The sequence below is a fragment of the Bradyrhizobium sp. SZCCHNR2028 genome (genome assembly GCF_032380995.1).
Classification (GTDB): domain Bacteria; phylum Pseudomonadota; class Alphaproteobacteria; order Rhizobiales; family Xanthobacteraceae; genus Bradyrhizobium.
Map to the genome: position 1 here is coordinate 153004 of NZ_JAUHJF010000007.1, position 23755 is coordinate 176758.

The following is a 23755-nucleotide window of genomic DNA, read 5'->3' on the forward strand; positions in this document are numbered from 1 at the left end:
ATCGGTCGCGTTGTCATCTCGGTTTGGAGATCGATCGAATTCTTTAGGGGCGACGATAATGGTTCCATCTACCAAGACAATCCTGCTGACAGCGGCCTCGGTCTCGCTGGCCCTGTCACAGAGCGCCGACGCTGGGGAGCGTTGGGGGGAAACGAGCAAGAACAGTCCGTATGTCGCCGGCGACATGCACAACCACAACACCTGCACCGACGGTTCGGTTGCAGCCGGCTATGCGATCGACCGCTCGGTCGGCAAGGGCACTGCGGCGGCTGGCGGAAACAATTTCGATCTCGACTGGTTCACGCTCGGCAACCACGGCGGTTCGGGCAATCGTGATTGCCGCTTCAGCGATGCGAGCGCCAACATCCCGGGCGACAATACGACGACGTATTGGAGCCAGACGCTCGGCAAGACCATCGACGGCATTACGATCACCAGTCTGAAGGGCACGCCCAACGGCACCGGCACCAGCGCCAAGATGTGGCGCTGGCAGTCGATCAAGGAGATCGAGTATCCGACCATCGTCAATCGCACCGCGACCTACAACAAGGTGCTGGTCGAGGGCCTGGAGTGGATCCTGCCCGGCCACGAGCATGGCGACGTCGCGGTGATCGCCGGCCAGAACCCGCGGGGCTACGGCAATGCGGACAAGATGGCCGAGTTCGAATATCGCTTCGACCGCGGGGACACTGACGCGATCGGTCCGGTCGATGCCAGCAACAACCCGGTCTGGGCCGGGAAGGACAATGTCAACAATTCCGGCACGGCCGGCCACCAGAAGGCAGTCGCCGGCATCGCCTGGCTGCAGGCGAACCACCCGCTGCAATCCTATGTGGTGCCGACCCATACCGAGCGGCAGGGACCGTTCAACCCGAACGGCTCGGCCGGCTACAACATCGAGCACTTCCGTGACTTCAACAATGCCGGCCCGACGGTCGCGTTCGGCATCGAGGCCCCGGGTCACATGGCCGAGGGCGGCGTGAACGGCGGCTCGGGCTCCTATGGCTCAGGCGCAGTCGGCGGCGGCACCTACGGCATGCAGGGCGTCTACACCGCCAAGGTCGGCGGGCTGTGGGATGGTCTGCTCGGCGAAGGCCGCAACTTCTTCCTGTTCCAGAGCTCGGACTGGCACAGCCGCGGCGTCTATGGCGCGCGCGATCCCGGCACGACGGCGGACTTCATCCCCGGCGAGTACACCAGGCTCTACGTGCCGAACGAGCGGCGTTTCTCCCAGCAGTCCATCATCGACGGCATGCGTTCGGGCAACTCTTATTCGGTCAACGCCCACATCATCGACTCCGACATGGAGTTCCGTGCGAAGGGTGAGTGGGACGACGACTGGAAGACCATGGGCGAGACGCTGGTCGTGCGTCCCGGCGAGAAGGTCACGCTCGAGATGGAGATGACCGTTCCGGCCTCCAACAACAGCCCATACAGCTTCAACAATCCGCTGCTGCTGCCGGTCGGCATCAAGCAGCCGTTGAACAAGCCCTATCTCGACCACGTCGATCTGATTACCGGCGACATCACCGGTCCGATCGCGCCGGGCGCCCCGGGCTATGCGGTGGCCAATGCCAAGGGTGTCGATGGTGCGGCCATCGTCTACAACCCGTCGGCCAAGATCGCGAAGCAGATCCAGGCGACCAAGATGCGGAGCCGCAAGCTGCGCGACGGTTCGACCCGCCTCAGCTTCACGACCACCTTCATCGCCGGCCAGACACCGTTCTACATCCGCGCCCGCGGCACCAACATTCCGCCGGCCACGCCGAACGTGTCCGATAGCGCCGGCAATCCGCTGCTCGACGCCAACAACGCCACCGTCAGTTGCACGGATCCGGCATGTCCGTCGCACCTCGGCACGGTCGGCGGCGTGAAGAAGGTGACCAACGACGTGCAGGCTTGGTCGAACGTCTGGTTCTATGCGAACCCGATCTTCGTCCGTCCGTACGATGCGCCCAAGTTGCTGGTGGAGAAGAACAAGGAGCTGGCGCGAAAGCTGGCTCACGACCATCACCACTGGCACGACTGGGATCATTGGGGCCACTGGGGCCACTGGGGTCGCTGGGCCTTCAACCGCGACTGATTGATCGGCATCGATCCGGCGGGACGATACCGCCCCGTCGGATCCTGCTCGCTCCGAGCGCCGGTTTGCGAACCGGTGCTTCGTCTTTGAAACCTGTGCCCTGGGGTTCGCCGACGTGATGCCTCGCTTGTCCGCCGTTATTCTCGCCGTTCTTGCCCTCACGACCGTCGTCGCATCGGCGCATGACGAGGAGCCGACGCAGGAGGCCTGCGACGCCGCGGTGGCCGAGGCACGTGCGCAGGCGGCGACCTTGCCGGCGGACGACGTCTCGCGCTATTTCGCCGAGCGGGACATTCAGCAGGCGCTGGTCGAGGCCGGCAATGGCGAGTTCGATGATTGTGTCGAGAAGGCCGAGCGGGCCGTGCTGGAAGTGCGCGACCGGCCCCACAGCCTGAAGCCCGGCGAGCGGCTCAACATTCTTCGGGCCGACGAAATGCCGACGCGCTGACGAGCGCGCGCCGCGTCTCCACTCTCGTCATCCGGCTGTCATGCAAGTCGGCAATTTGTCGGTCCTGTTGCGGCGCGTGCAAGGCCTTGAGACATGGACCAGATCGAAGCTCTTTTCCCGATACCGTTGTTGCGTTCGCCCGGGCTCTTGAGCGCCGAGCTCAAGGACGCGGCGGTGGCAGCCATCCGCAATTCGAAGATCGAGAACAATCTGCGGTCCGGACAGCTGTTCCACACCGAGGTCGCCGATCCTCGCGCCAACAATCTGTTTCAGACCATCGCCGAACTCGCCGTGCCCAAGCTGGTCGATTTCGGCGAGCTGCTGTTCGGCGAGAAGCTGCGCTGGACGGTCAAGGAGATGTGGACGAACATGCTGGAGACCGGCGGCAACCAGACCCTGCACGCCCACGCCAACAGCTTCATCTCGGGCATCTTCTATCTGACGCCGTCGCATCCCGGCAGCCGCACCGTGTTCGTGCGGCCGCCCGGTGGCAGCGATTTCTCGTTCCGCCATCACACGCGCAGCGCCGCAGTCGGCCCGTTCAATGCCGGCAAATACGTGCTGCCCGAGGCGGAGCCGGGCGATCTCGTGCTGTTCCCGAGCTATCTCTATCACGAGGTGCCGCGCAATCAGGGCGATCAGCGCATCACGATCGCCTTCAACGCGATTCCTGATCATCTGGACTGCTGGGGCTACCGCGTCAGCTTCTCGTCCTGACGAGCTACCGTTCGAACTCGCGCGACAGCAGGTCGCGCGCGTCGCGTCGCGACGGCGCGGCGACGTCGATCGCCCGAAGCAGGCGTTCAGCAGCCGCGCGATCGGATGCAAGCAGCGCTTTTGCCATGCTCATCAGCGGCGCATAGGCCGGCTCGAACTCGGCGCTGGCGCGAATGGAATCGAGGAGACCGGGTGCGGCGGCTGCGATGAGCGCCGGCCCGCGTGGTTCGCCGGTCAGCGCGGCGCCGGCCTGGATGAATCGGTTGCGGGCCCGCCAATAGGCACCGAGCCGATCCTCCCACATTCCGCGTTTCGAGTCTTCCAGCAAATCGACCGCGTCGGTCTTTGTCTGGCTGAGGACCGTCAGCAGCAATTGCCATGGGGCCGCCGAGAGAGCGTGGACATTGCTGCGCGCGTCGAACGTGACGAACGGGAAATCGTCGGTGTTGCGCGGTCCCGGCCCGGCGAAGCTCGCGAGCGCTTTCGCGCCGGCGACATACTGGCCCAGAAGATCGATCGGCTGATCGAAGCCGAGAGGTTGAATGACCGGGTGAAGCTTCCGGTCGGAGAACCGTGCGGCGACGAACTCGGGGTCGATCGGGCTCGGGGCGCCTGATCCGATCAGAGCCAGCATCGGCGTGCGCACGCTGTAATGGTTCAGCCAGGCGGACCCTTGTGGGAAGACTGCGAGAAAGCTCCTGACGATCGCGCGCAGCGACGGCGCATCGAGCTGATAGAGCGGCAGCCACTGGCAGAACACGCCCTCGGTCGCCAGTCGCCGCTTGACGGCCGCGAAATGTTCAACCGTGTACAGCGCGCCGCTGCCATCGAGCGCCGGGTGGAACAGGTCGGCCACGATCACGTCGTAGCGTCCGTCATCGGCGATGATGAAGCGCCGGGCATCGGCAACGGAGATCGGCGGCCTTTCCTTCTCGGCCGCGGGGTTGTCGAACCAGGGCAGCAGCGCGACGACCTCGGAGGACAGCTCGACCGCGCGCACGTCGAGGCCCGGCATTTGCGCCGCGCCGAGCACGGTCGCGCCGGTGCCGACACCGAGGAAGAGGGCGCTGCGCGGTGCCGGATGCAAGAGCAGCGGCAGCATGGCCTGGCGGAAATCGGATCGCACCGAACTGGTGCCGCCCATGCGGAAGTGGCCGTTCACCTCAAGATAGCGTGCTCCTGAGGCGTCGTCGACGACGCTCGCGGTCGCCATCGGTCCCTCGCGCACGGCCAGAAGCTTGCCGCCCGGCGGGACCTTGATGAGCAGGGGGGCGGGAAGCCACAACAGCGCGAGTGCAAGTAGAGCGGGCGCCGCCGCCCAGCGCAGCGCAGCGCGTTGGGGCTGCAGCAGCAGAAGATATCCGACGGCAACGAGGACCAATGCTCTCCAAGTGCCGAAAGCGGGAATCAGCAGCTGTGCCGCGGTCAGCGGCGCAATGGCTGCGCCGAGGCTGTTGATGCCGACGGCCCAGCCGACCGATCCCCTGACGTTGCGGACATCCTGCATGAGCTGGCCGAACAAGGCGCCCATCGCCATCGCGGGCAACAGGAACAGCGCCAGCGCGAGTCCGAGCTCGCCTGCGACACCGAGGCTCGCCGCGCTGTCAGCGACGCCGCTAAGCAAGGGCGTCACGAGCGCCGTGCCGAGGCAGACGAGCGCGGTGCTGCTGATCAACGCGGTTCTGCCGAGCGCAACCCTCGGCCCGACGCGCTGCCAGATCATGCCGCCCATCGCGGTGCCCAGCAGGTAGGCGGCCAGGAGACAGGCGAAGCTATAGACCGTGTCCTGCATCATTTGCGCGGCCAGGCGCACGACCAGCACTTCGAACGCGATGCCGAGCAGGCCGGTGACGAACAGCGTTCCTGTCAGGCGGAGGTCGGCGACAGCAGGCTCGCGATCATCGCCCGCCCGAGGGTCGACCTGCACGGCTCGGCCGAGGCGAAGCGACGCCAGCGCGCAGGCCGCATTGACGGCTGCCAGGCAAAGCAGCGTCGTCGACAATCCAAGCGCGGGGATCAGCACGAAGGTGGACAGCAGCGTGCCGGCGACGGCGCCGGCCGTGTTCGCGCCGTAGACGCCGGCGCTGACGGGCCGCGTGCCACGCGCCGCGGACATCATCCGTTCCAGCGCGGTCAGCGTCCCGCCCATCGCAACCGTCGCCGGCAACAGCACCAGCGTCGGCAGCAGGAAGCTCGCGCTCCATAACAGGACCGGCGACGGAGCCGTGCCGAGCAGCGGCGCGAGGGCGCGCGCGCACGCGGGAAGCAGCCAGATCGCACACAGCCCCCACAGGCCGATGACCGTTTCGAGAACGGCATACACCCGGTGCGGATTGGCGGCGCGGCGGATCCGGCCATCGAGGAAGAAGGCGCCCACCGCCAGTCCGGCGAAAAATCCTGCGATGGCGCCGAGCACGGCCATCATCTCCGTCCCCAGGGCGAGGGCGAGCTGACGCGTCCATACGATCTCATAGCCCAGCCCGGCGAGCCCGGATGCAGCAATCAGCAGCTTCAGCGCCCTCAGCCGAGCCGTGCTCCGGCAGGCGACGGGACCGGCGCCGAGAGACCCGACGCCTTGCTTCTCCGCGATCAGATCATTGTCGCACGGGCCTGCATGGCCTGCTTCGGTCAAGATTCGGTACCCGCAATTCCCGCGATCGGTCTTCGGATGCAGCGCGCCGTGCGGGCGCAGCTCCGAGCACTGGATCAAGCTCGGCTGCCCCGGCCGCCAAGGTCGGGATCGTTTCCTTGTGTTCGCGTTACGTGACGGTGGTTTGACAGAAGCTGCGGGAGCAGCCGTTCGGCGCAGACGGTTGTATCGCATGAGGCCCGTCAGGGAACGATGACCAGACCCATCATCGGCACCACGGAGAAGCGCCAAAGCGTTGATTTCATTATTTTATCTGAGATATCAGCCATTTAGAAGCGTACCAAAGCCGCCCGTCGGAACCCGGCGCCGCCATTCGTCTTGAGTCCGGACCATTTCAACCGGAGTTCCGCGTACATGGCCCCCCGCACCAATTGGAAAGGCTTCCTGCGCCTGTCGCTCGTTACGTGCCCGGTGGCCCTCTACCCGGCCACCTCCGAGTCCGAGAAGATCAGCTTCAATCAGCTGAACCGGACAACTGGCCACCGGATCAAGTACGTCAAGGTCGACGCCGATACGGGCGAAGAGGTCCCCAACGAAGACATCGTCAAGGGCTATGAGCTCGAGAAGGGCCAGTACATCGAGGTCTCGAAGGAGGAGCTCGAGGAGATCGCCCTGGAGTCCACGCGTACGATCGAGATCGACGAGTTCGTGGACAAGGCTCAGCGTCGCCCGCGATCACGGCTTTGCCGGCCGCACTTTCCAGGGCCGATCGGTTTCGGGGCGTCTCAGCGTCTGTCACGCGGAGTGGGTGTGCGGCGGAGAAGAACTATATCGACGCTCCGTTTCCGTACTCTGCTGATTTGCCGTTCCCAACAGAGGGGCAGGACCGATCGCCAAAGAAGCCTACGAGCCGGGATCGTCGATCAGGGGCTTGGGCCGGGCAAACAGCTCTAACTGCTCCTTGTGGTCGATGACGATCTCTCGTCCGCGGACGCGAATCCCATGGCTCGTAAGTTGGGCAAGACTGCGTGACAGGTTTTCGCGCGTCGTGCCGATGTGGGAGGCCAGCGTGCCGCGGTCGAATGGGATGACGATATTCGCATGCCCCGGTTCGCGCTGGGCTTCGGCGAGGATCCAGTTGGCGAGACGCTCGATGCTCGACCGGGCCAGGGTGCCCTTCAGTTTCTTGACAGAAGCGCGATAGGCATACGCCAGCTCCTGAGCAACAATCCGTGCGAATGCGATGTCTTCGTCGAAGAGTGCCCTTACATCGCGGGCGGGGATCAGCAGCACCCGCGACTCCGTCAGCGTGCGGGCTGAATTGAGATACGCCTGATCGACCACGACTGCAGCAAGTATGAAGGTCGACACGGGACGAAGCAGTGAGATGCCCCACTCGGCCTCGTCCTGCTCGGTGTAGATTTCCACCAACCCGCCAATCAGCACATGCAGGAAGTCGGCCTGATCTCCCTCGCGAGCCAACCGCACCCCGGCCGGAAATTGCTGTAGCAGAGCCGCGCCGAGCAACCGCTTCAGGTTCTCCTCGCTGAGGTCCGCAAACAGCGGCAGCGTCTTCAACTGGGCGAGTTCGTCGGGGCGCAAGCGAAACTCCAAGAGTCACTCACCCGCTATCGCGCCGAACCGTGACAAAAGTCAATTGCATACGTGCAGTCTGACAATTCGACCTGAGACATTTGGCAGATTGTGGCCGACCGGACCGTCCGGTTGATGCATCGCAAAACCTTTCCCTGGTGCCCCGAATAACTGCTGTGGCGTCGAAGCCATACGTCGAGGCCACCATGGACGCCGCAGATTTCAGCCCTGAGCACCGAACGCGAGCACTCTGGCTCTCAACAATCTCGTTCACGATCTGCTTTGCGGTGTGGACGATCTTCTCGATCATCGGCATCCGGATCAAGCAAGAGCTGGATCTGAACGAAACCGAGTTCGGTCTCCTGATCGGCACCCCGATCCTGAGCGGCTCGCTGATCCGGCTGATACTGGGCATCTGGACCGATCAGTATGGCGGGCGCCGCGTCTACACCGTCGTGATGCTCGCCGCGGCGGTCGCGACCTATCTCCTGACCTGGGCGCATACCTATCCGCAATTTCTCGTCGCCGCGCTCTTCGTCGGAATCGCCGGTGGTTCGTTCGCGGTCGGCGTCGCCTATGTGTCGCGGTTCTATCCGACGGCCAAGCAGGGCACTGCGCTTGGAATCTTCGGCGCCGGCAATGTGGGCGCCGCCGTCACCAAGTTCGTCGCGCCGTTCGTGCTGGTCGCCTATGGCTGGCAGACCGTGGCCCAGATATGGGCGCTCGCGATCGGCGTCATGGCGATCGTCTTCTGGCTGTTCTCCGAGGAGGACCCGGTGGTCCGCTCGCGAAGGCAGCGCAAGCAGAAGGCCGGCAGCGCTTGGCTTGAGCTCGCGCCGCTTAAGAACATCCAGGTCTGGCGCTTTGCGCTGTACTACTTCTTCGTTTTCGGCGCCTTCGTCGCGCTGTCGCTGTGGCTGCCGCAATACCTGATCAAGGTCTACGGTGTCGGAATCCAGTCGGCCGGCATGATGGCCGCCATGTTCTCGTTTCCGGCCAGCGTGTTTCGCGCCTACGGCGGACACTTGTCCGATCGCTTCGGTGCCCGTCGCGTGATGTACTGGACATTTCTGGTCGGTGTCGCCGCGACCTTCCTGTTGTCCTACCCGCCGACGGACTACGTCGTGACGACCGTCAACGGAAAGGTCGGCTTTCATCTGGAGATGGGGCTCGTCCCGTTCGTCGTCATCGTCTTCGTGCTCGGCTTCTTCATGGCGCTCGGCAAGGCCGCCGTCTACAAGCACATCCCCGTCTACTATCCGAACAATGTCGGAGCCGTCGGCGGCCTGGTCGGCATGATCGGCGGGCTCGGCGGATTCGTGCTCCCGATCGCGTTCGGCGCGCTGGTCGATCTCACCGGTCTGCGAACCAGCTGCTTCATGCTGCTCTTCCTGCTCGTCGGGGTCGCGCTGGTCTGGATGCATCTCTCGATCCGGCAGATGGAGCGCGGCGTTGCCGGCGAGGCGCTGAAGAGGCTGCCGGAGCTGCCGGAAATGGAGGAGATCCACCGGCCCGAGCACATCGGAGCCCTGTCCGGCGCGGTTCTCACCGACTGGCGGCCTGAGGACGACACGTTCTGGAGGGAGCAGGGCCGAGCCATCGCGCGACGCAATCTCTGGATCTCCATTCCGGCGCTGCTGTTGTCCTTCGCGGTCTGGCAGGTCTGGTCTGTCGTGGTTGCGAAGCTGCCTTCGGTCGGCTTCAAGTTCACGACCGATGAGCTGTTCTGGCTGGCTTCGCTGCCTGGGATCTCCGGTGCAGTTCTGCGCATCTTCTACTCCTTCATGGTGCCGATCTTCGGCGGCCGGCTGTGGACCACGCTGGCCACGTGGTCGCTGCTGATACCCGCGATCGGAATCGGCTATGCGGTGCAAAATCCCGCAACGCCCTATCCGGTGTTCCTGATATTGGCTCTGCTGTGCGGCTTTGGCGGCGGCAATTTCGCCTCGTCGATGGCCAACATCTCCTTCTTCTTCCCCCGCGCCGAGAAGGGCAACGCGCTCGCGCTCAATGCCGGCCTCGGCAATCTCGGCGTCAGCGTCGTCCAGTTCGTGGTGCCGATCGTCATCACGGTCGGCGTGTTCGGCTGGTTCGGCGGAGATCCGGCGATGGCGACGAGCGGGTCGCAGCCGATGCCGATCTGGCTTCAGAACGCCGGCTTCGTCTGGGTGCCGTTCATCGTCGCCAGTGCTTTCGCCGCCTGGTTCGGGATGAACGACATCGCCTCCGCGAAAGCGTCCTTCGCCGATCAGGCCGTCATCTTCCAGCGGCGGCACAACTGGATCATGTGCTGGCTCTACACCGGCACGTTCGGCTCGTTCATCGGCTATTCCGCGGGCTTCCCGCTGCTGGCGAAGACCCAGTTCCCGGCCGTCGACGCGTTGCAGTTCGCATTCCTCGGGCCGCTGGTGGGTGCCTTGTCGCGGTCCGCGACGGGCTGGATGGCCGACAAATGGGGCGGCGGGCGCGTGACCGTCGGGGTGTTCCTGCTGATGATGGCCGGCGTGCTCGGGGTGCTCTACTTCCTCGGCATCAAGGATCAGCCGGGTGCATTCTGGGGCTTCTTTGCGATGTTCCTGCTGCTGTTCTTCGCGACCGGCGTCGGCAATGCATCGACCTTCCAGATGATCCCCAACATCATGCGCCAGGAAATGACCCGGCTCATGCCGACCGCGGACGCGGAGACTCGGCTGCGCCAGGCCGAGAAGGAATCCGCCGCCATCACCGGCTTCACCTCCGCGATTGCCGCCTTCGGCGCATTCTTCATTCCCAAATCCTACGGCACCTCGATCGACCTCACCGGCGGCGTGCAGGCCGCCCTATGGGGCTTCTTCGGCTTCTACGTCACCTGCGTGCTGATCACCTGGGCCGTCTACACCCGCAAGGGCGGCGTCCTGCACGACGTCGAACGGCGCCGGGCGATCGCGGCCGCTGCCCAACCCGCTGAATGAGGACGTAAACGATGAGCCATTTTCTCGATAGGCTGACCTTCTTCACCCGGGCCAAGGAGGAGTTCGCAGGCGGACACGGCGTGATGACGACCGAGGACCGTTCCTGGGAGGAGGGCTATCGCAAGCGCTGGCAGCACGACAAGATCGTGCGCTCGACGCATGGCGTGAACTGCACCGGCTCCTGCTCGTGGAAGGTCTACGTCAAGGGCGGCATCGTCACCTGGGAGACCCAGCAGACCGACTACCCCCGGACGCGCCCTGATCTTCCCAATCATGAGCCGCGCGGCTGCGCCCGCGGCGCGAGCTATAGCTGGTACCTCTATTCCGGAAACCGGGTGAAATATCCGCTGGTGCGCTCGCGGCTGCTCAGGCTGTGGCGCGAGGCGCGAGCGCGGATGACGCCGGTCGCAGCCTGGAAGTCGATCGTCGAGAATCCGAGCAAGCGCTCGGACTATGTGCAGAAGCGCGGACTGGGCGGCTTCGTGCGGGCGAGTTGGGCCGAGGTCAATGAGCTGATCGCGGCAGCCAATGCCTATACGGTCAGAGCCCATGGTCCGGACCGCGTGTTCGGATTTTCGCCGATCCCGGCGATGTCCATGGTGAGCTACGCGGCCGGCGCGCGCTATCTGTCGCTGCTCGGCGGCGTCTGCATGTCGTTCTACGATTGGTATTGCGACCTGCCGCCGGCCTCGCCACAGACCTGGGGCGAGCAGACCGACGTACCTGAAAGCGCGGACTGGTACAATTCAGGCTTCCTGATGCTGTGGGGCTCCAACGTGCCACAGACGCGTACGCCGGATGCGCATTTCTATACTGAGGTTCGTTACAAGGGGGCCAAGAGCGTCGTTGTCTGCCCGGATTATTCCGAGGCCGCGAAATTCGCCGATCTCTGGCTGTCGCCGAAGCAGGGCACCGACGCGGCGCTCGCGATGGCGATGGGTCACGTGATCCTCAAGGAGTTTCACATCGACCGGCAGACGCCGTACTTCAACGACTATGTGCGCCAGTATACGGATATGCCATTTCTGGTGCGGCTGGTGAAATCCGAGGGACGGCTCGTTCCTGAGCGGTTCGTGCGCGCCTCGGATTTCGCCACATCGCTCGACGAGGCCAACAATCCCGAATGGAAGACCGTCGCCTATGATGAGATCAGCGGGGCCATTGTCGTGCCCAAGGGATCGGTCGGCTTCCGCTGGGGCGAAAAAGGCAAGTGGAGTCTGGAAGAGAAGTGCTCGGCGAACAACGACACCCGGCTGCGGCTGTCTCTGGCCGGCATCGAGGACGACATCGCACCGGTGGGATTCCCCTATTTCGGCAACCGTCAGCACGATCACTTCAGCGGCACCAGTCATCCGGATGTGCTGACCCGCAACGTGCCGGTGAAGCGACTTCGTCTTGCCGATGGCGAGGCGGCCGTGGCCACTGTGTTCGATTTGTTCGCCGCCAATTATGGCGTCGATCGCGGCTTCGGCGGCGACCACCTTGGCAGGAGCTACGACGATCTGGAACCGTACACTCCGGCATGGGCCGAGGCGATCTGCGGCGTGCCGCGCGGCCAGATCATCGCGGTTGCCCGCGAGTTTGCCTCGAATGCGTCCAAGACCCGGGGGCGCTCGATGGTCATCGTCGGGGCCGGTCTGAACCACTGGTACCACATGGACATGAACTATCGCGGCATCATCAATATGCTGGTGATGTGCGGCTGTGTCGGCCAGTCCGGCGGTGGCTGGTCGCATTATGTGGGTCAGGAAAAGCTGCGGCCGCAGTCGGGCTGGACGCCGCTCGCCTTTGCGCTCGATTGGGGGCGCCCGCCGAGGCAGATGAATTCGACTTCGGCGTTTTACGCTCACACCGACCAATGGCGTTACGAGACGGTCAATGTCAGCGAGATTCTCTCACCGACCGCACCGGCCGGTTCTTGGGACGGAGCGCTGATCGACTACAATGTCCGCGCGGAGCGCATGGGATGGCTGCCGTCCGCGCCGCAACTGCAGGCCAATCCGATCGAGGTATCGAAGCGCTCCGCCGCCGCCGGCCTGGAGCCGAAGGACTACGTCGCGAAGGCCTTGAAGTCGGGCGAGCTGAAGCTCTCCTGCGAGGATCCCGATCATCCGAAGAACTGGCCCCGCAACCTCTTCGTCTGGCGCTCCAACCTGCTCGGCGCCTCAGGCAAGGGCCACGAATATTTCCTCAAGCATCTGCTCGGCACCAAGCATGGCGTGATCGGCAAGGATCTTGGCGACCAGGGCCACAATAGACCGGTCGAGGTCACTTGGCACGAAGAGGCCCCGGAAGGAAAGCTCGATCTGCTGGTCACGCTCGACTTCCGGATGTCGACCACATGCATGTATTCGGACGTCGTGCTGCCGACGGCCACTTGGTACGAGAAGAACGACCTCAATACGTCCGACATGCATCCCTTCATCCATCCGCTCTCGGCGGCGATCGATCCGGTGTGGGAATCGCGCAGCGATTGGGACATCTACAAGGGGATCGCGGAGGCCTTCTCCAGGGTCGCGCCCGAAGTGCTCGGGGTCGAGAAGGACGTCGTGCTGACCCCGATCATGCATGACAGTCCGGGCGAAATCGCGCAGGCGTTCGACGTCAAGGACTGGAAGCAGGGCGAGATCGATCCGATCCCCGGCAAGACCATGCCAGCGGTCACCGTGGTCGAACGTGACTATCCGAATCTCTACAAGCGCTTCACCTCGCTTGGACCGTTGATGAACAAGCTCGGCAATGGCGGCAAGGGGATGGCCTGGAACACCGACCATGAGGTCGAGCTCCTGAAGCGTCTCAACGGCGTCGTCGCTGACGACGGGCCGACCCAGGGGCTGGCTCGCATCGACAGTGCGGTCGACGCTTGCGAGGTGATCCTCAGCCTGGCGCCGGAAACCAATGGCGAGGTCGCGGTCAAGGCGTGGTCGTCCCTGGAGCAATTCACCGGCCGCGACCATGCTCATCTCGCCATTCCGAAGGAAGACGAGAAGATCCGATTCCGCGACGTCGTCGCGCAGCCGCGCAAGATCATCTCGTCGCCGATCTGGTCGGGGCTCGAGTCGGAGAAGGTCTGCTACAACGCCGGCTACACCAATGTCCACGAGCTGATCCCGTGGCGGACGCTGACCGGCAGGCAGCAGCTCTATCAGGATCACCTATGGATGAGGGCCTTCGGCGAGGGCTTCTGCGTCTACCGGCCGCCGATCGATACCAAGACCGTCAAGCCGGTGATCGATCGCAAGCCGAATGGCAATGCGTCCGTCATCCTGAACTTCATTACGCCCCATCAGAAGTGGGGCATCCACTCCACCTATACCGACAATCTCCTGATGCTGACCCTGTCGCGCGGCGGTCCCATCGTGTGGATCAGCGAGATCGACGCAAAGGCTGCCGGTATCGCCGACAATGACTGGATCGAGGCCTACAACACCAATGGCGCGCTGGTTGCGCGCGCTGTGGTCTCGCAGCGGGTCAAGCAGGGCATGTGCATGATGTATCATGCTCAGGAAAAGATCGTGAACGTGCCGGGCTCCGAGCAGACGGGGCTGCGCGGCGGCATCCACAATTCGGTGACGCGTGTCGTTCCAAAGCCGACGCACATGATCGGGGGCTACGCTCAGCAGGCCTATGGCTTCAACTACTACGGCACGGTCGGCGCCAACCGCGACGAGTTCGTCATCGTCCGGAAGATGTCGAAGATTGATTGGCTGGACCAGCCGACTGCTAACCGGTCGGCCACGACCCCCTCGGAGGCTGCAGAATGAAGATCCGTGCTCAGATCGCAATGGTGCTCAATCTCGACAAGTGCATCGGCTGCCACACCTGCAGCGTGACCTGCAAGAACGTCTGGACCAGCCGCGAGGGGATGGAATACGCGTGGTTCAACAACGTCGAGACCAAACCAGGCGTTGGCTATCCCAAGGATTGGGAGAACCAGTCCCGCTGGAAGGGAGGCTGGTCGCGCAATCGCGACGGGTCGATCCAGCCGCGGATCGGCGGCAAGTGGCGGGTTCTGGCGAATATCTTCGCCAATCCCGACCTCCCCGAGATCGATGACTACTACGAGCCGTTCACCTTCGACTATCAGCACCTGCAAAGTGCGCCCGAGGCATCTGCGATGCCGACGGCACGGCCGCGCTCGCTGGTGTCTGGAGAGCGGATGGAAAAGATCGAGTGGGGACCGAACTGGGAAGAGATCCTGGGCGGCGAATTCGCCAAGCGCTCTCAGGACATCAATTTCGACGGCGTGCAGAAGGAGATCTACGGCCAGTTCGAGAACACCTTCATGATGTATCTGCCGCGGCTGTGCGAGCATTGCCTCAATCCGGCATGCGTCGCATCCTGCCCGTCCGGCGCGATCTACAAGCGCGAGGAGGACGGCATCGTCCTCATCGATCAGGACAAGTGCCGCGGCTGGAGAATGTGCGTCTCCGGCTGTCCATACAAGAAGATCTATTATAACTGGTCCTCGGGAAAATCGGAGAAGTGCATCTTCTGCTATCCTCGGATCGAGGCGGGGCAGCCGACCGTGTGCTCCGAGACCTGCGTCGGGCGCATTCGCTATCTCGGTGTCGTGCTGTATGACGCGGACCGCATCGCAGAGGCCGCGGCCAAGCCCGACGAGAGCGATCTCTACCAGGCCCAGCTCGACATCTTTCTCGATCCGAGCGATCCGAACGTGCTTGCGGAAGCCGAGCGCCAGGGCATCCCTCATGCATGGCTGGAGGCGGCGATACGGTCGCCGATCTGGAAGATGGCGATGGAATGGAAGGTCGCCTTCCCCTTGCACCCGGAGTATCGGACCCTGCCGATGGTCTGGTATGTGCCGCCGCTGTCGCCGATCACGTCGGCGGCCTCGTCCGGCAAGATCGGGCACGATGGCGAGATGCCCGACGTTAAATCCTTGCGCATTCCGATGCGGTACCTCGCCAATCTGCTGACTGCGGGCGACGAGAAGCCCGTGACGCTGGCGCTCGAGCGAATGCTGGCCATGCGTGCCTATATGCGGGCCAAGACCATCGACGGCGTGGTCGACGAGGCGATCGCGAGGCGCGTCGGCCTGAGCGGCCCGCAGATCGACGACATGTACCACATCATGGCGATCGCCAACTACGAGGACCGCTTCGTGATCCCGACCGCGCACCGCGAGCTCGGTGCCGACGCGTTTGATATCCGCGGCTCCTGCGGCTTCTCGTTCGGCAACGGCTGCTCCGGGGGCGAAAGCGAAGTCAACCTGTTCGGATCGCCGCGTAAGGCCAAGAACCCGATGGAGGTCGCCTGATGAAGACGTTCAAGGTGCTGTCGGCATTGCTGAACTATCCGAGCGGGGAAATGATCACGGCTATCCCGGAGCTCGCGCGGGTGCTCGACCAGGAAGGCCTCGTCCAGCTTGGCATTCGCCGGGAGCTCGATGTGCTGCTGCAGGAGATCGCCACGGGCGACGTCTACGACCTGCAGGAGCGCTACGGCCTGCTGTTCGATCGCAGCAAGACCCTGGCGCTGCATCTGTTCGAGCACGTCCATGGCGAAGGCCGCGACCGCGGCCAGGCCATGGTCGACCTGCGGGCCATGTATGACCGTGCGAACCTCGTCATCGCCGGCAACGAGCTGCCGGATTATCTGCCGCTGTTCCTCGAATTCCTCGCCACCCGGGAGCTTGCGGACGCGCGCGAGTTGCTCGGCCAGACCAGTCACATCATCGCCGCGCTCGCGGAACGATTGGGGCGTCGGCAGTCGAGCTATAGGGCGGTGTTCGATGCGCTGCTCCAGATCGCCGCGGAGCAGCCCCGCGTGGAGATCGTCGATGAGCTGCTGAAGGCGGCGGACGTGGATCCGATGGACCTGCACGCGCTCGACGCGGCCTGGGAGGATGAAGAGGTCAGGTTTGGCCCGGGAGGGGGCGACCAGGCAGCCTGTGGGCACGACAATCTGATCGCAAAACTGCGCCACGCCAAACGTGCGGTCAACGCGCCGCCGTCACAGTTGCAATGAGGGATTGGCCATGCAAACGCTCAATGCCATCGTCTTCGGCTGGTATCCCTATCTCTGCCTGACAGTCTTTCTGGTCGGTAGTCTGATTCGATTCGACCGCGAGCAATACACGTGGCGCTCGGGCTCAAGTCAGCTGCTTCGGCGGCGCCAATTGATCTGGGGCTCGAACCTTTTCCATGTTGGGATCCTCTTCATTTTTGCGGGTCATTTCGTCGGGCTGCTGACGCCGATCTGGGTGTTTGACATGCTCGGCGTGTCCCACGGCTTCAAGCAGATGCTCGCGATCGTCGCCGGTGGCGGCGCCGGACTGATGTGCCTGGTCGGTATTTCGCTCCTCGCGCATCGCAGGCTTTTCGATCCCAGGATTCGTGCGACGTCGTCTTTTGCTGACACGGGTATCCTTCTGGTGCTGTTCGTCCAGCTGCTGCTTGGCTTGGCGACCATCCCCGTGTCGCTCGGTCATCTCGATGGTCATGAGATGGTCAAGTTCATGGCCTGGGCGCAGGGCATTCTCACGTTGCAGCCCGGCATCGCCGCCAACATTGTCGACGTCCATCCGATCTTCAAGGCGCATCTGGTCCTGGGAATGACCATCTTCCTGCTCTTCCCCTTCACCCGCCTGGTCCACATCTGGAGTGCGCCGGTGTGGTATCTCGGCCGCCGCGGCTATCAGGTGGTGCGCAGCCGCGACGGACGCCGTCATCTTGTGCAACCAATTCAGCCTGCGGAGTAGCCGATGGACTGTTCATTGGGCGCGGCGCTTCCAAAGCCGAAGCCGGTCAGTGTGAACGGAGTCGTGATCGAACGCGACGTCATTGCCCGGGAAGTTCAGAACCATCCGTCGGACAAGCCGATCCTTGCCTGGCAAGCGGCGGCGCGCGCGCTTGCGGTGCGCGAATTGCTGAGACAGGAGGTCAGGCGGCTCGGCATAACGGCCGCTCCTCTGCGCGATGCCGAAGGTCGCAGCGAAACCGAGGAAGAAGCGGCGATGCGGGCGCTGATCGCACGCGAGGTTCTGATACACGAGCCGGACGAATCGACGTGCCGTCGCTTCTACGATCAGAACAGGCAGCGGTTTCTGGTCGGTGAACTCTACGAAGCGTCTCACATCCTGCTGATCGCGCCGAGCAGCGATTCGATGGCTCGATCGGCTGCGCGAGACGAGGGGCGGACGATCGTGGAGGCCGTGCGGAGAAGCCCGGAACTGTTCGAGACCATCGCGCGCGAACGCTCCGATTGCAGGGTCTCGGCGGAGAGTGGTGGCAGGCTCGGGCAGCTGTCGCGTGGGCAGACGACCGCAGAGTTCGACGCCGCGCTGGCCCGGATGTCGGTTGGAGAGGTCGGTCTGATTGAGACACGCTTTGGTATCCATGTCGTGCGCCTCGACCGACGGGCCCTTGGACAAGTCCTGCCGTTCGACATGGCAAGGGCGCGCATTTCGCAATATCTCACCGAGCGTGTGCGGCATCAGGCGCTCGCGCAATATGTAGCCAATCTGGCAGGCCGCGCCGAGATCGTTGGCGTGACGTTGCCGGCGCCGCAATCGGTACTGCCGCAGTAGGGGGGCGATCATGCTGCTCGGGGATCTCATTCACGATCTCAGTGACGACGCGAAGTCGAGTGCGGTGTTGCAGGGGTGCGGCGACCTCACGCTCCTGGTGCGCATCAGCTCTGTCGCGGATCGCCTCGGCGAGGAAGTCGGTGAGTATGCGTCGGCTGCTGTCCGGCGCTTTGCAAATCTCGCAGAGAATGAGGATTGGCTCGGGTTGATGAGCGCTATCGACCGCGCCGCCGACCCCGCGATCGTCTGTCTGACCTCCATGATCAAGTGGTCGCTGCAGAGGGATGAAATCGATCACTCCTAGAACGGATCCACCGCAGGCTATCCGTGCTGGAGGGGCGGGCTAAAAATGTCGAAGCGTCAAATTGATGTTGGGATTCGCATGCACGATGAGATAGTAGAGAAAGTCAGCGTTGCGGCCGCGCCGCTCGTGGCGCTCGTATACGACGACGGGAAATATCCCTACGAGACGTTCGATCACCTCGTGGATCGCTCGCGTCGAGCGCGATTGAAGGTCGCCGGCGCACTGCAGCGAAGGCTGTTCCTCGACGAAAATCGCAGGTGCGACGTCCTGCTTGAGGAGCTCGACACGGCAAATCAAACCCCGATCTTCGAGGATCGTGGATCGGGAGCGACAGGTTGCCGGCTGGATGAATCGGCGCTGGCAGAGGTGACAGTTCGAGTCCTCGCCAGCCTGGATGCGCGTCCAAACATCCTGGTGTTGAACAAATTTGGCAAGGCAGAGTGCGGGGGAGGCGGAACGCTTGATCTGATTGCCCGCGCGTTGGACCTTGCGATACCGACGATTGTCGGCGTGCCGCGCAGCAATATCGATGCCTGGAGAGGTTTCGCCGGAGATATGGGGGTTGAGCTCGAAGCCCGCGGAGACGTGGAGCGGTGGTTGGAAAGTGTTCGGCAGGATCGAACTATAGACTCAGCCAGCCAGCTGCGCTGATTGCGATTGCGAGCAATCGAGGGGGCGGGGGACACAGAACTGCCAAGCCAGACCCCCGAAGATGTCTGCCGGCTGACATGGATGTTCCTCGACGGGACAGGGAGTCCGTGGGTCGAGCTGGAGTGGTCATCACGACGCTGATGACGCAGAATGTTGCGCTCCGACAAAGAATGGCCGGTCGGGCCAGTTTAGCATCTTTCCGATCGCCGGGGATCGTATGGCGCAAGCTCAACGTTCGCGTCCCCTTGGCTGCGTTCCTCCGGGCGACGGCAACTGCCGAATGGCGCATCGTCGTCGCGAGTGCTGCGTCCGCGATCAAGAACTGGAGCCGCTCATGATTGGGGCGAAAATCTCGCGCTGGACGATGAGCTATTTCGCGGCAGCGCTGGGGTGGCTGCTCGTTGCCTTGGCAATGCTGGTCGGCGGACTCGGTTACCCCGCCGCAGAGCTCGGCGCTCCCGATACGCTTGTCGTTGTGCATGCGGTCTGTATCGGTTGGCTCAGTCTCTCGGTATGCGGCGCCTTGTTCCAGTTCGTTCCCGTTCTCGTCGCAAGGCCGCTCCCCTTCGACAAATGGGCCTTGCCGGCCTTGTTCCTCATCAACGTCGGTCTGGTCTGCTTGATATTGGGTTTCCTCTCACTGGCCGGACGAATTGCTCCAGCCGTTTGGCTTCTGCCGGCCGGCAGCGTGGTGCTCGGCGCGGGTCTGGCGATGGTCGCGCTCGATCTGGGCCTGACTCTCGTCAGCCAGCCGAAGGGATCTGCTCTCTTTGTCATCGTCGGACTTGGCGCGTTATGCGCAACTGTCGCGCTCGGCGCCGCGTTCGCGTTTGCTCTCGCCGGATCGGCGGGCGCCTTCGGCGACGCGCTCCTGGCCGCGGCGATTCCGATCCATGCGATTGCCGGGCTGGGAGGCTGGCTGACCCTGACCGCCATGGGGGTGAGCTATCGCCTGCTGGCCATGTTCATGCTCTCGGCGGACCTCGGCGAGCGACAGAGCACATCCGCGCTGAAATTCGGTGCGCTCGCGCTATCGGTAGCAGTCGTGGGCGGATTGTTCGCAATCGGCCTCGGGGCCGAGCTCGGAGCCGTGCTCATCCTCGCCGCCGTTCTTGGGGTGATCTCGCTTGCGCTCTATGGATGGGACATCGCGACGATCTATCGCTCCCGCAAACGGCGCCAGCTCGAGCTGAACATGCGGATGGCAACCGTGTCTTTCGCCAATCTGGCGGCGACGGTGACGCTCGGCACCGTCATCATCGTCACCGGAAAGGTCGGCGTTCATGTCGGCGCGTTCGCGTTCTTGGCCGTGTTCGGCTGGCTGTCTGGTCTCATATTCGCGAAGCTCTACAAGATTGTTGCCTTTCTGACCTGGCTCGAAACCTACGGTCCCGTGATGGGGCGCGCCCCGACGCCACGGGTTCAGGACCTGGCGGTGGAACGTCGGTCCGAGAAGTGGTTCATCATCTATTTTCTAGGCGTATGGGCGGCGACCATCATGTTGATGATGGGCGAGGGCCAGGCGTTTCGCGGCGCCGCGGCGGTCATGGCCGTGGGCAGTCTTGGAATCATACACGAGCTTGTGCGAGTCCGACGTCTTTCCGATGTTGCGGGCTCCCGGAGGCTTCCGGCCGGAGCCATCGCGCCAAGCCTGTTGTTCGCCAGAAACTAGGAGGAGAGCCATGACCGCGTACATTGACGTCGACGTCCGACCGATTCTCAGGGCCGGAGGCGAACCGTTCTCCATCATCATGGACGCGGTCGACCGGCTGGCGCCAGGCCAGGGTGTCCGGCTGATCGCGAGCTTCAGGCCGGTTCCGCTGCTCTCCGTCATGGCAGGAAAGGGCTTCGCCCACACCGATCGACCGCTCGACGGTGGCGACTGGGAAGTGCTGTTTTCGCCGCTGGCTGCCGAGGACGCCGGTCAGGAAGACGCTGGTGCCGGCCTCGCATTCGAGCAATGGCCAGATCCCGTAGTCACCCTCGACAACCGAGAGCTCGACCCACCCGAGCCGATGGTGCGCATCCTCGCGGCCGCGGAGGAGCTGGGCCCTGGAGAGACCTTGTCGGCACTTCTGGGCCGCGAGCCGGTCTTCCTGTTCCCTGAACTTGAGAAGCGTGGCTTTCGCTGGCTCGGCGGGTTTACGCCGGATGGATCGACCTACGAACTGTCGGTGAGGGCTCCGCTATGAGCCGCGACGTCATCGACCGCATCCGCGACGCAATGCGCGTGGTCATCGATCCGGAGCTGGGGGAAAACGTGGTCGATCTCGGCTTCATCTATGAGATTACGGCGACGGATGGTGTCGTGCATGTCACGATGACGGCCACAACGCCCGGGTGCCCCGCAACAGGTTTTCTCAAGGAAGGGGTCGCAAGCAGCATTGCGGAGATTGCGGACGTCGAAGCCGTGGACGTGACGATGACATTCGATCCGCCTTGGACCCCATCCAGAATTGATCCGGCCGTTCGTGCTGCGCTGGGTTTCGACAACGTCAATTGACCGAACGAAAGCGAAAAGCTGGCAGCGGCTCGGCCGGAGAGGCGGCGTCGTTACGCCCGCTCGTCGAAGAACACGTCAACCGTCGTGGACGCCTTCGGCCCATCGCCCGAGTGCGTCTGTCGTGTTCTGTCTTCAAATCCTATCGTCTGTCTTGCTTCGCCATCTCAACAAGATTGCCTGCTTCGGTCGTCCGGTCCGGAAGCCACTCCCGCGCGTTGGCGTGGAGCCCGGGGACGCCGAGCAGGTTGATCGCGCGACAGGCGATCTGCTCGATGACGTCATCGAGCGACTGGGGCTTCAGGTAGAACGCCGGCATTGGCGGCGCGATGATCGCGCCGATCTCGGTGGCCTGCGTCATCGCTCGGAGATGACCGAGATGCAGCGGGCTCTCCCGCACCAGGAGTATCAGCCGGCGGCGCTCCTTGAGTTGAACGTCGGCGGCGCGGACCAGCAGGTTGTCGAGCTGACCCCAGGCGATCGCCGAGAGGGTGCGGATCGAGCAGGGCGCGACGATCATGCCGGCTGCAGAAAACGAGCCGCTGGCGATGCTCGCGCCGATGTCGGCGACATCATGAGCATGCGCCGCCAGATCGCGCAGCCGCGCCAGGCCGCCCTGGCCGACCTCCTCGTGCAAGGTGCGCACGGCAGCGTCCGACACCACGAGATGGACCGTGCATTGCGGCTGCTCCGCGAGCCGTTCGACGATGCGCGCACCGATCGCGGCGCCCGAGGCGCCGCTGATGCCGACGATGACGTGATGCCGCCCGTTCATGCCGAGGCCGTCCGGCCGGCTCTGGCGTCGCCGAGGCCGAGGCTCGGCCACATCACGTCGATGCGCGCGGCTACAGCGGGGTTCATCGCCAGCACCTCCCCCCAGGCGCGTTCGGTCTCGACCCCGAGCTTGGTTGTGGCGTCGATGCCGAGCTTCCCGCCGAGGCCGGATTTTGGCGAGGCGAAGTCGAGGTAGTCGATCGGCGTGTTGGCAAGCGGCAGCAGGTCGCGCGAGGAGTCGCAGCGCGTTGCGACGGCCCACATCACCGCGCGCCAGTCGCGGACGTCGATGTCGTGGTCGACCACGATGAGGAGCTTGGTGTAGCTGAACTGCGGCAGCATCGACCAAAGGCCGAGCATGATGCGGCGGGCCTGGCCCGGATAGCGCTTCTCGATCGCTACTACGGCGATCCTGTAGGAGCAGGCCTCCGGCGGCAGATAGCAGTCGACGACCTCCGGGAATTGTCGTCGGATCAAGGGGACGAACAGCGTGTTCAGCGCCTCGCCAATTCGAGACGGCTCGTCCGGCGCGCGTCCCGTGAACGTCGACAGATAGAGCGGGCTGCGACGCGTGGTGATCGCGGTGACCTGAAGCACCGGAAAGCTCTCGACGGCGTTGTAGTAGCCGGTGTGATCGCCATAGGGCCCCTCCGGCGCGGTCTCCGTGGCCGACACGATGCCCTCGATCACGATCTCGGCGGCCGCCGGCACCGTCAGGGGCACGGTGAGGCATTCGACCAGCTCGGGACGGTCGCCGCGCAGGATGCCGGCGAAGCGCAGCTCGGAGATGGTCTCGGGCAATGGCAACACGGCGCTGAGGATGGTGGCGGGATCGGCCCCGATCACGATCGCAATCGGCATGTCGCGCCCCTGCGCCTGCCACTGCTGGTGGTGGCGGGCGCCGCCGCGATGGGCGAGCCAGCGCATGATGGCGCGATCGCGGCCGAGCACCTGCATGCGGTAGACGCCGACATTTTCCTGCTCGCCGGCGGACGCGTCCGGCGGCACGGTGATGACGAGCGGCCACGTCAACAGTGGCGCTGGCTCGCCCGGCCAGCAGATCTGGGCCGGTAAGGTGGTCAGGTCGATGTCATCGCCCATCGTGACACATTCATGCACCGGCGCGGCTGATCGCAGCCTCGGCCGGGTCGACAGTGCTGCGCGTGCCAGCGGCAGCTTCTGCAGCGCTTCCCTGATGTCGCGCGGCGGCTGGGGGGCGCGCAACTCCGCCATCATCTCGCCGAGCTCCGCCAATCGTTCCGGCTGCACGCCCATGCCCCAGGCCACTCGCTCCACGGTGCCGAACAGATTGGTGACGAGCGGCATTGCCGAGAGCGATCCGCATGCCTTGATCGGTCGTTCGAACAGCAGCACGGGCCCTTCGGCGGAGATGACGCGGCGATGGATCTCGGTGATCTCGTGGACGACCGAGACGCTGTCGCGAATGCGTCGCAGCTGTCCCCGCTCGTCGAGAAAGCGCAGGAAATCCGACAGCTCGCGGAAGCGAGGGACATCACGTCGCAACGATAGGCTCCGTTCAAAAAACGCCTCGTAGCTGGAACAATCAGTGTGATCTTTGTTCCGGGTCAAAT

Annotated in this window: 18 protein-coding genes and 1 pseudogene; 15 read left to right on the forward strand and 4 right to left on the reverse strand. The window is 64.0% G+C overall.

The window, feature by feature from the left end; translation table 11 throughout:
* The first annotated feature begins 58 nt into the window (after positions 1-58).
* The 3 genes from QX121_RS14165 to QX121_RS14175 all read left to right on the forward strand — a co-directional run bounded on the left by QX121_RS14165 (position 59) and on the right by QX121_RS14175 (position 3248).
* Positions 59-2083 carry a hypothetical protein gene (locus QX121_RS14165; protein WP_315812256.1) on the forward strand — a complete coding sequence of 675 codons (2025 nt, stop codon included), beginning with the start codon at positions 59-61 and terminating at the stop codon, positions 2081-2083.
* Positions 2084-2201: 118 nt separating this feature from the next.
* The gene (locus QX121_RS14170; protein ID WP_315739579.1) at positions 2202-2531 is read left to right on the forward strand and encodes a hypothetical protein; all 330 of its coding nucleotides are present in this window, start codon (positions 2202-2204) and stop codon (positions 2529-2531) included.
* A gap of 93 nt (positions 2532-2624) precedes the next feature.
* Positions 2625-3248, forward strand: coding sequence for a 2OG-Fe(II) oxygenase family protein (locus tag QX121_RS14175; RefSeq protein WP_315739580.1), 624 nt, complete (start codon positions 2625-2627; stop codon positions 3246-3248).
* 4 nt (positions 3249-3252) lie between these two features.
* Here the strand turns inward: QX121_RS14175 and QX121_RS14180 are convergent, their stop codons facing one another.
* Positions 3253-5880: a spermidine synthase gene (locus tag QX121_RS14180; protein WP_315812257.1), complete on the reverse strand. Its 2628-nt coding sequence runs from the start codon at positions 5878-5880 to the stop codon at positions 3253-3255.
* A 372-nt stretch (positions 5881-6252) separates the two neighbouring features.
* Between QX121_RS14180 and QX121_RS14185 the strand changes: the two are divergent.
* Positions 6253-6612 (forward strand): annotated as a pseudogene (locus tag QX121_RS14185) (Ku protein); the annotation flags it as partial.
* Positions 6613-6741: 129 nt separating this feature from the next.
* Here the strand turns inward: QX121_RS14185 and QX121_RS14190 are convergent.
* The gene (locus QX121_RS14190) at positions 6742-7440 is read right to left on the reverse strand and encodes a helix-turn-helix domain-containing protein (protein WP_315812258.1); all 699 of its coding nucleotides are present in this window, start codon (positions 7438-7440) and stop codon (positions 6742-6744) included.
* A gap of 197 nt (positions 7441-7637) precedes the next feature.
* Here QX121_RS14190 and QX121_RS14195 point away from each other — a divergent pair, with 197 nt between their 5' ends.
* The 11 genes from QX121_RS14195 to QX121_RS14245 all read left to right on the forward strand — a co-directional run bounded on the left by QX121_RS14195 (position 7638) and on the right by QX121_RS14245 (position 21392).
* The gene (locus QX121_RS14195) at positions 7638-10382 is read left to right on the forward strand and encodes an MFS transporter (protein ID WP_315776938.1); all 2745 of its coding nucleotides are present in this window, start codon (positions 7638-7640) and stop codon (positions 10380-10382) included.
* 11 nt (positions 10383-10393) lie between these two features.
* The gene (locus QX121_RS14200) at positions 10394-14146 is read left to right on the forward strand and encodes a nitrate reductase subunit alpha (RefSeq protein ID WP_315812259.1); all 3753 of its coding nucleotides are present in this window, start codon (positions 10394-10396) and stop codon (positions 14144-14146) included.
* On the forward strand, positions 14143-15663 hold the full coding sequence (gene narH / locus QX121_RS14205; RefSeq protein ID WP_315812260.1) for a nitrate reductase subunit beta: 1521 nt from the start codon (positions 14143-14145) through the stop codon (positions 15661-15663). Before QX121_RS14200 ends, narH begins: the two co-directional genes overlap by 4 nt.
* Positions 15663-16373: a nitrate reductase molybdenum cofactor assembly chaperone gene (gene narJ / locus QX121_RS14210; protein ID WP_409999339.1), complete on the forward strand. Its 711-nt coding sequence runs from the start codon at positions 15663-15665 to the stop codon at positions 16371-16373. Before narH ends, narJ begins: the two co-directional genes overlap by 1 nt.
* Before the next feature lie 10 nt (positions 16374-16383).
* Complete coding sequence (narI, locus tag QX121_RS14215; RefSeq protein WP_315714236.1) at positions 16384-17106, forward strand: respiratory nitrate reductase subunit gamma; 723 nt, start codon at positions 16384-16386, stop codon at positions 17104-17106.
* A 3-nt stretch (positions 17107-17109) separates the two neighbouring features.
* On the forward strand, positions 17110-17934 hold the full coding sequence (locus QX121_RS14220) for a peptidylprolyl isomerase (RefSeq protein WP_315812262.1): 825 nt from the start codon (positions 17110-17112) through the stop codon (positions 17932-17934).
* 10 nt (positions 17935-17944) lie between these two features.
* Positions 17945-18238 carry a hypothetical protein gene (locus QX121_RS14225; protein WP_315739592.1) on the forward strand — a complete coding sequence of 98 codons (294 nt, stop codon included), beginning with the start codon at positions 17945-17947 and terminating at the stop codon, positions 18236-18238.
* Positions 18239-18283: 45 nt separating this feature from the next.
* The gene (locus tag QX121_RS14230) at positions 18284-18889 is read left to right on the forward strand and encodes a DUF2478 domain-containing protein (protein WP_315812263.1); all 606 of its coding nucleotides are present in this window, start codon (positions 18284-18286) and stop codon (positions 18887-18889) included.
* Between the two features lie 280 nt (positions 18890-19169).
* Positions 19170-20561, forward strand: coding sequence for a hypothetical protein (locus QX121_RS14235; RefSeq protein ID WP_315812264.1), 1392 nt, complete (start codon positions 19170-19172; stop codon positions 20559-20561).
* Between the two features lie 10 nt (positions 20562-20571).
* Positions 20572-21081: a DUF2249 domain-containing protein gene (locus QX121_RS14240; protein WP_315781127.1), complete on the forward strand. Its 510-nt coding sequence runs from the start codon at positions 20572-20574 to the stop codon at positions 21079-21081.
* Positions 21078-21392 carry a metal-sulfur cluster assembly factor gene (locus tag QX121_RS14245; RefSeq protein ID WP_315739596.1) on the forward strand — a complete coding sequence of 105 codons (315 nt, stop codon included), beginning with the start codon at positions 21078-21080 and terminating at the stop codon, positions 21390-21392. Before QX121_RS14240 ends, QX121_RS14245 begins: the two co-directional genes overlap by 4 nt.
* A gap of 139 nt (positions 21393-21531) precedes the next feature.
* Here the strand turns inward: QX121_RS14245 and QX121_RS14250 are convergent, their stop codons facing one another.
* Positions 21532-22164 (reverse strand): UbiX family flavin prenyltransferase, encoded by a 633-nt coding sequence (locus QX121_RS14250; protein WP_315812265.1) that lies wholly within the window; start codon positions 22162-22164, stop codon positions 21532-21534.
* Complete coding sequence (locus tag QX121_RS14255; protein ID WP_315812266.1) at positions 22161-23687, reverse strand: UbiD family decarboxylase; 1527 nt, start codon at positions 23685-23687, stop codon at positions 22161-22163. The genes QX121_RS14250 and QX121_RS14255 overlap by 4 nt, the downstream gene beginning before the upstream one ends.
* Positions 23688-23755: the final 68 nt, after the last annotated feature.

Excerpts from the sequence above, each read along its gene's own strand:
- QX121_RS14165 (WP_315812256.1), top strand. The coding sequence starts at position 59 with ATGGTTCCATCTACCAAGACAATCCTGCTGACAGCGGCCTCGGTCTCG.
- QX121_RS14170 (WP_315739579.1), top strand. The coding sequence starts at position 2,202 with ATGCCTCGCTTGTCCGCCGTTATTCTCGCCGTTCTTGCCCTCACGACC.
- QX121_RS14175 (WP_315739580.1), top strand. The coding sequence starts at position 2,625 with ATGGACCAGATCGAAGCTCTTTTCCCGATACCGTTGTTGCGTTCGCCC.
- QX121_RS14195 (WP_315776938.1), top strand. The coding sequence starts at position 7,638 with ATGGACGCCGCAGATTTCAGCCCTGAGCACCGAACGCGAGCACTCTGG.
- QX121_RS14200 (WP_315812259.1), top strand. The coding sequence starts at position 10,394 with ATGAGCCATTTTCTCGATAGGCTGACCTTCTTCACCCGGGCCAAGGAG.
- narH (WP_315812260.1), top strand. The coding sequence starts at position 14,143 with ATGAAGATCCGTGCTCAGATCGCAATGGTGCTCAATCTCGACAAGTGC.
- narJ (WP_409999339.1), top strand. The coding sequence starts at position 15,663 with ATGAAGACGTTCAAGGTGCTGTCGGCATTGCTGAACTATCCGAGCGGG.
- narI (WP_315714236.1), top strand. The coding sequence starts at position 16,384 with ATGCAAACGCTCAATGCCATCGTCTTCGGCTGGTATCCCTATCTCTGC.
- QX121_RS14220 (WP_315812262.1), top strand. The coding sequence starts at position 17,110 with ATGGACTGTTCATTGGGCGCGGCGCTTCCAAAGCCGAAGCCGGTCAGT.
- QX121_RS14225 (WP_315739592.1), top strand. The coding sequence starts at position 17,945 with ATGCTGCTCGGGGATCTCATTCACGATCTCAGTGACGACGCGAAGTCG.
- QX121_RS14230 (WP_315812263.1), top strand. The coding sequence starts at position 18,284 with ATGTCGAAGCGTCAAATTGATGTTGGGATTCGCATGCACGATGAGATA.
- QX121_RS14235 (WP_315812264.1), top strand. The coding sequence starts at position 19,170 with ATGGCGCATCGTCGTCGCGAGTGCTGCGTCCGCGATCAAGAACTGGAG.
- QX121_RS14240 (WP_315781127.1), top strand. The coding sequence starts at position 20,572 with ATGACCGCGTACATTGACGTCGACGTCCGACCGATTCTCAGGGCCGGA.
- QX121_RS14245 (WP_315739596.1), top strand. The coding sequence starts at position 21,078 with ATGAGCCGCGACGTCATCGACCGCATCCGCGACGCAATGCGCGTGGTC.
- QX121_RS14250 (WP_315812265.1), bottom strand. The coding sequence starts at position 22,164 with ATGAACGGGCGGCATCACGTCATCGTCGGCATCAGCGGCGCCTCGGGC.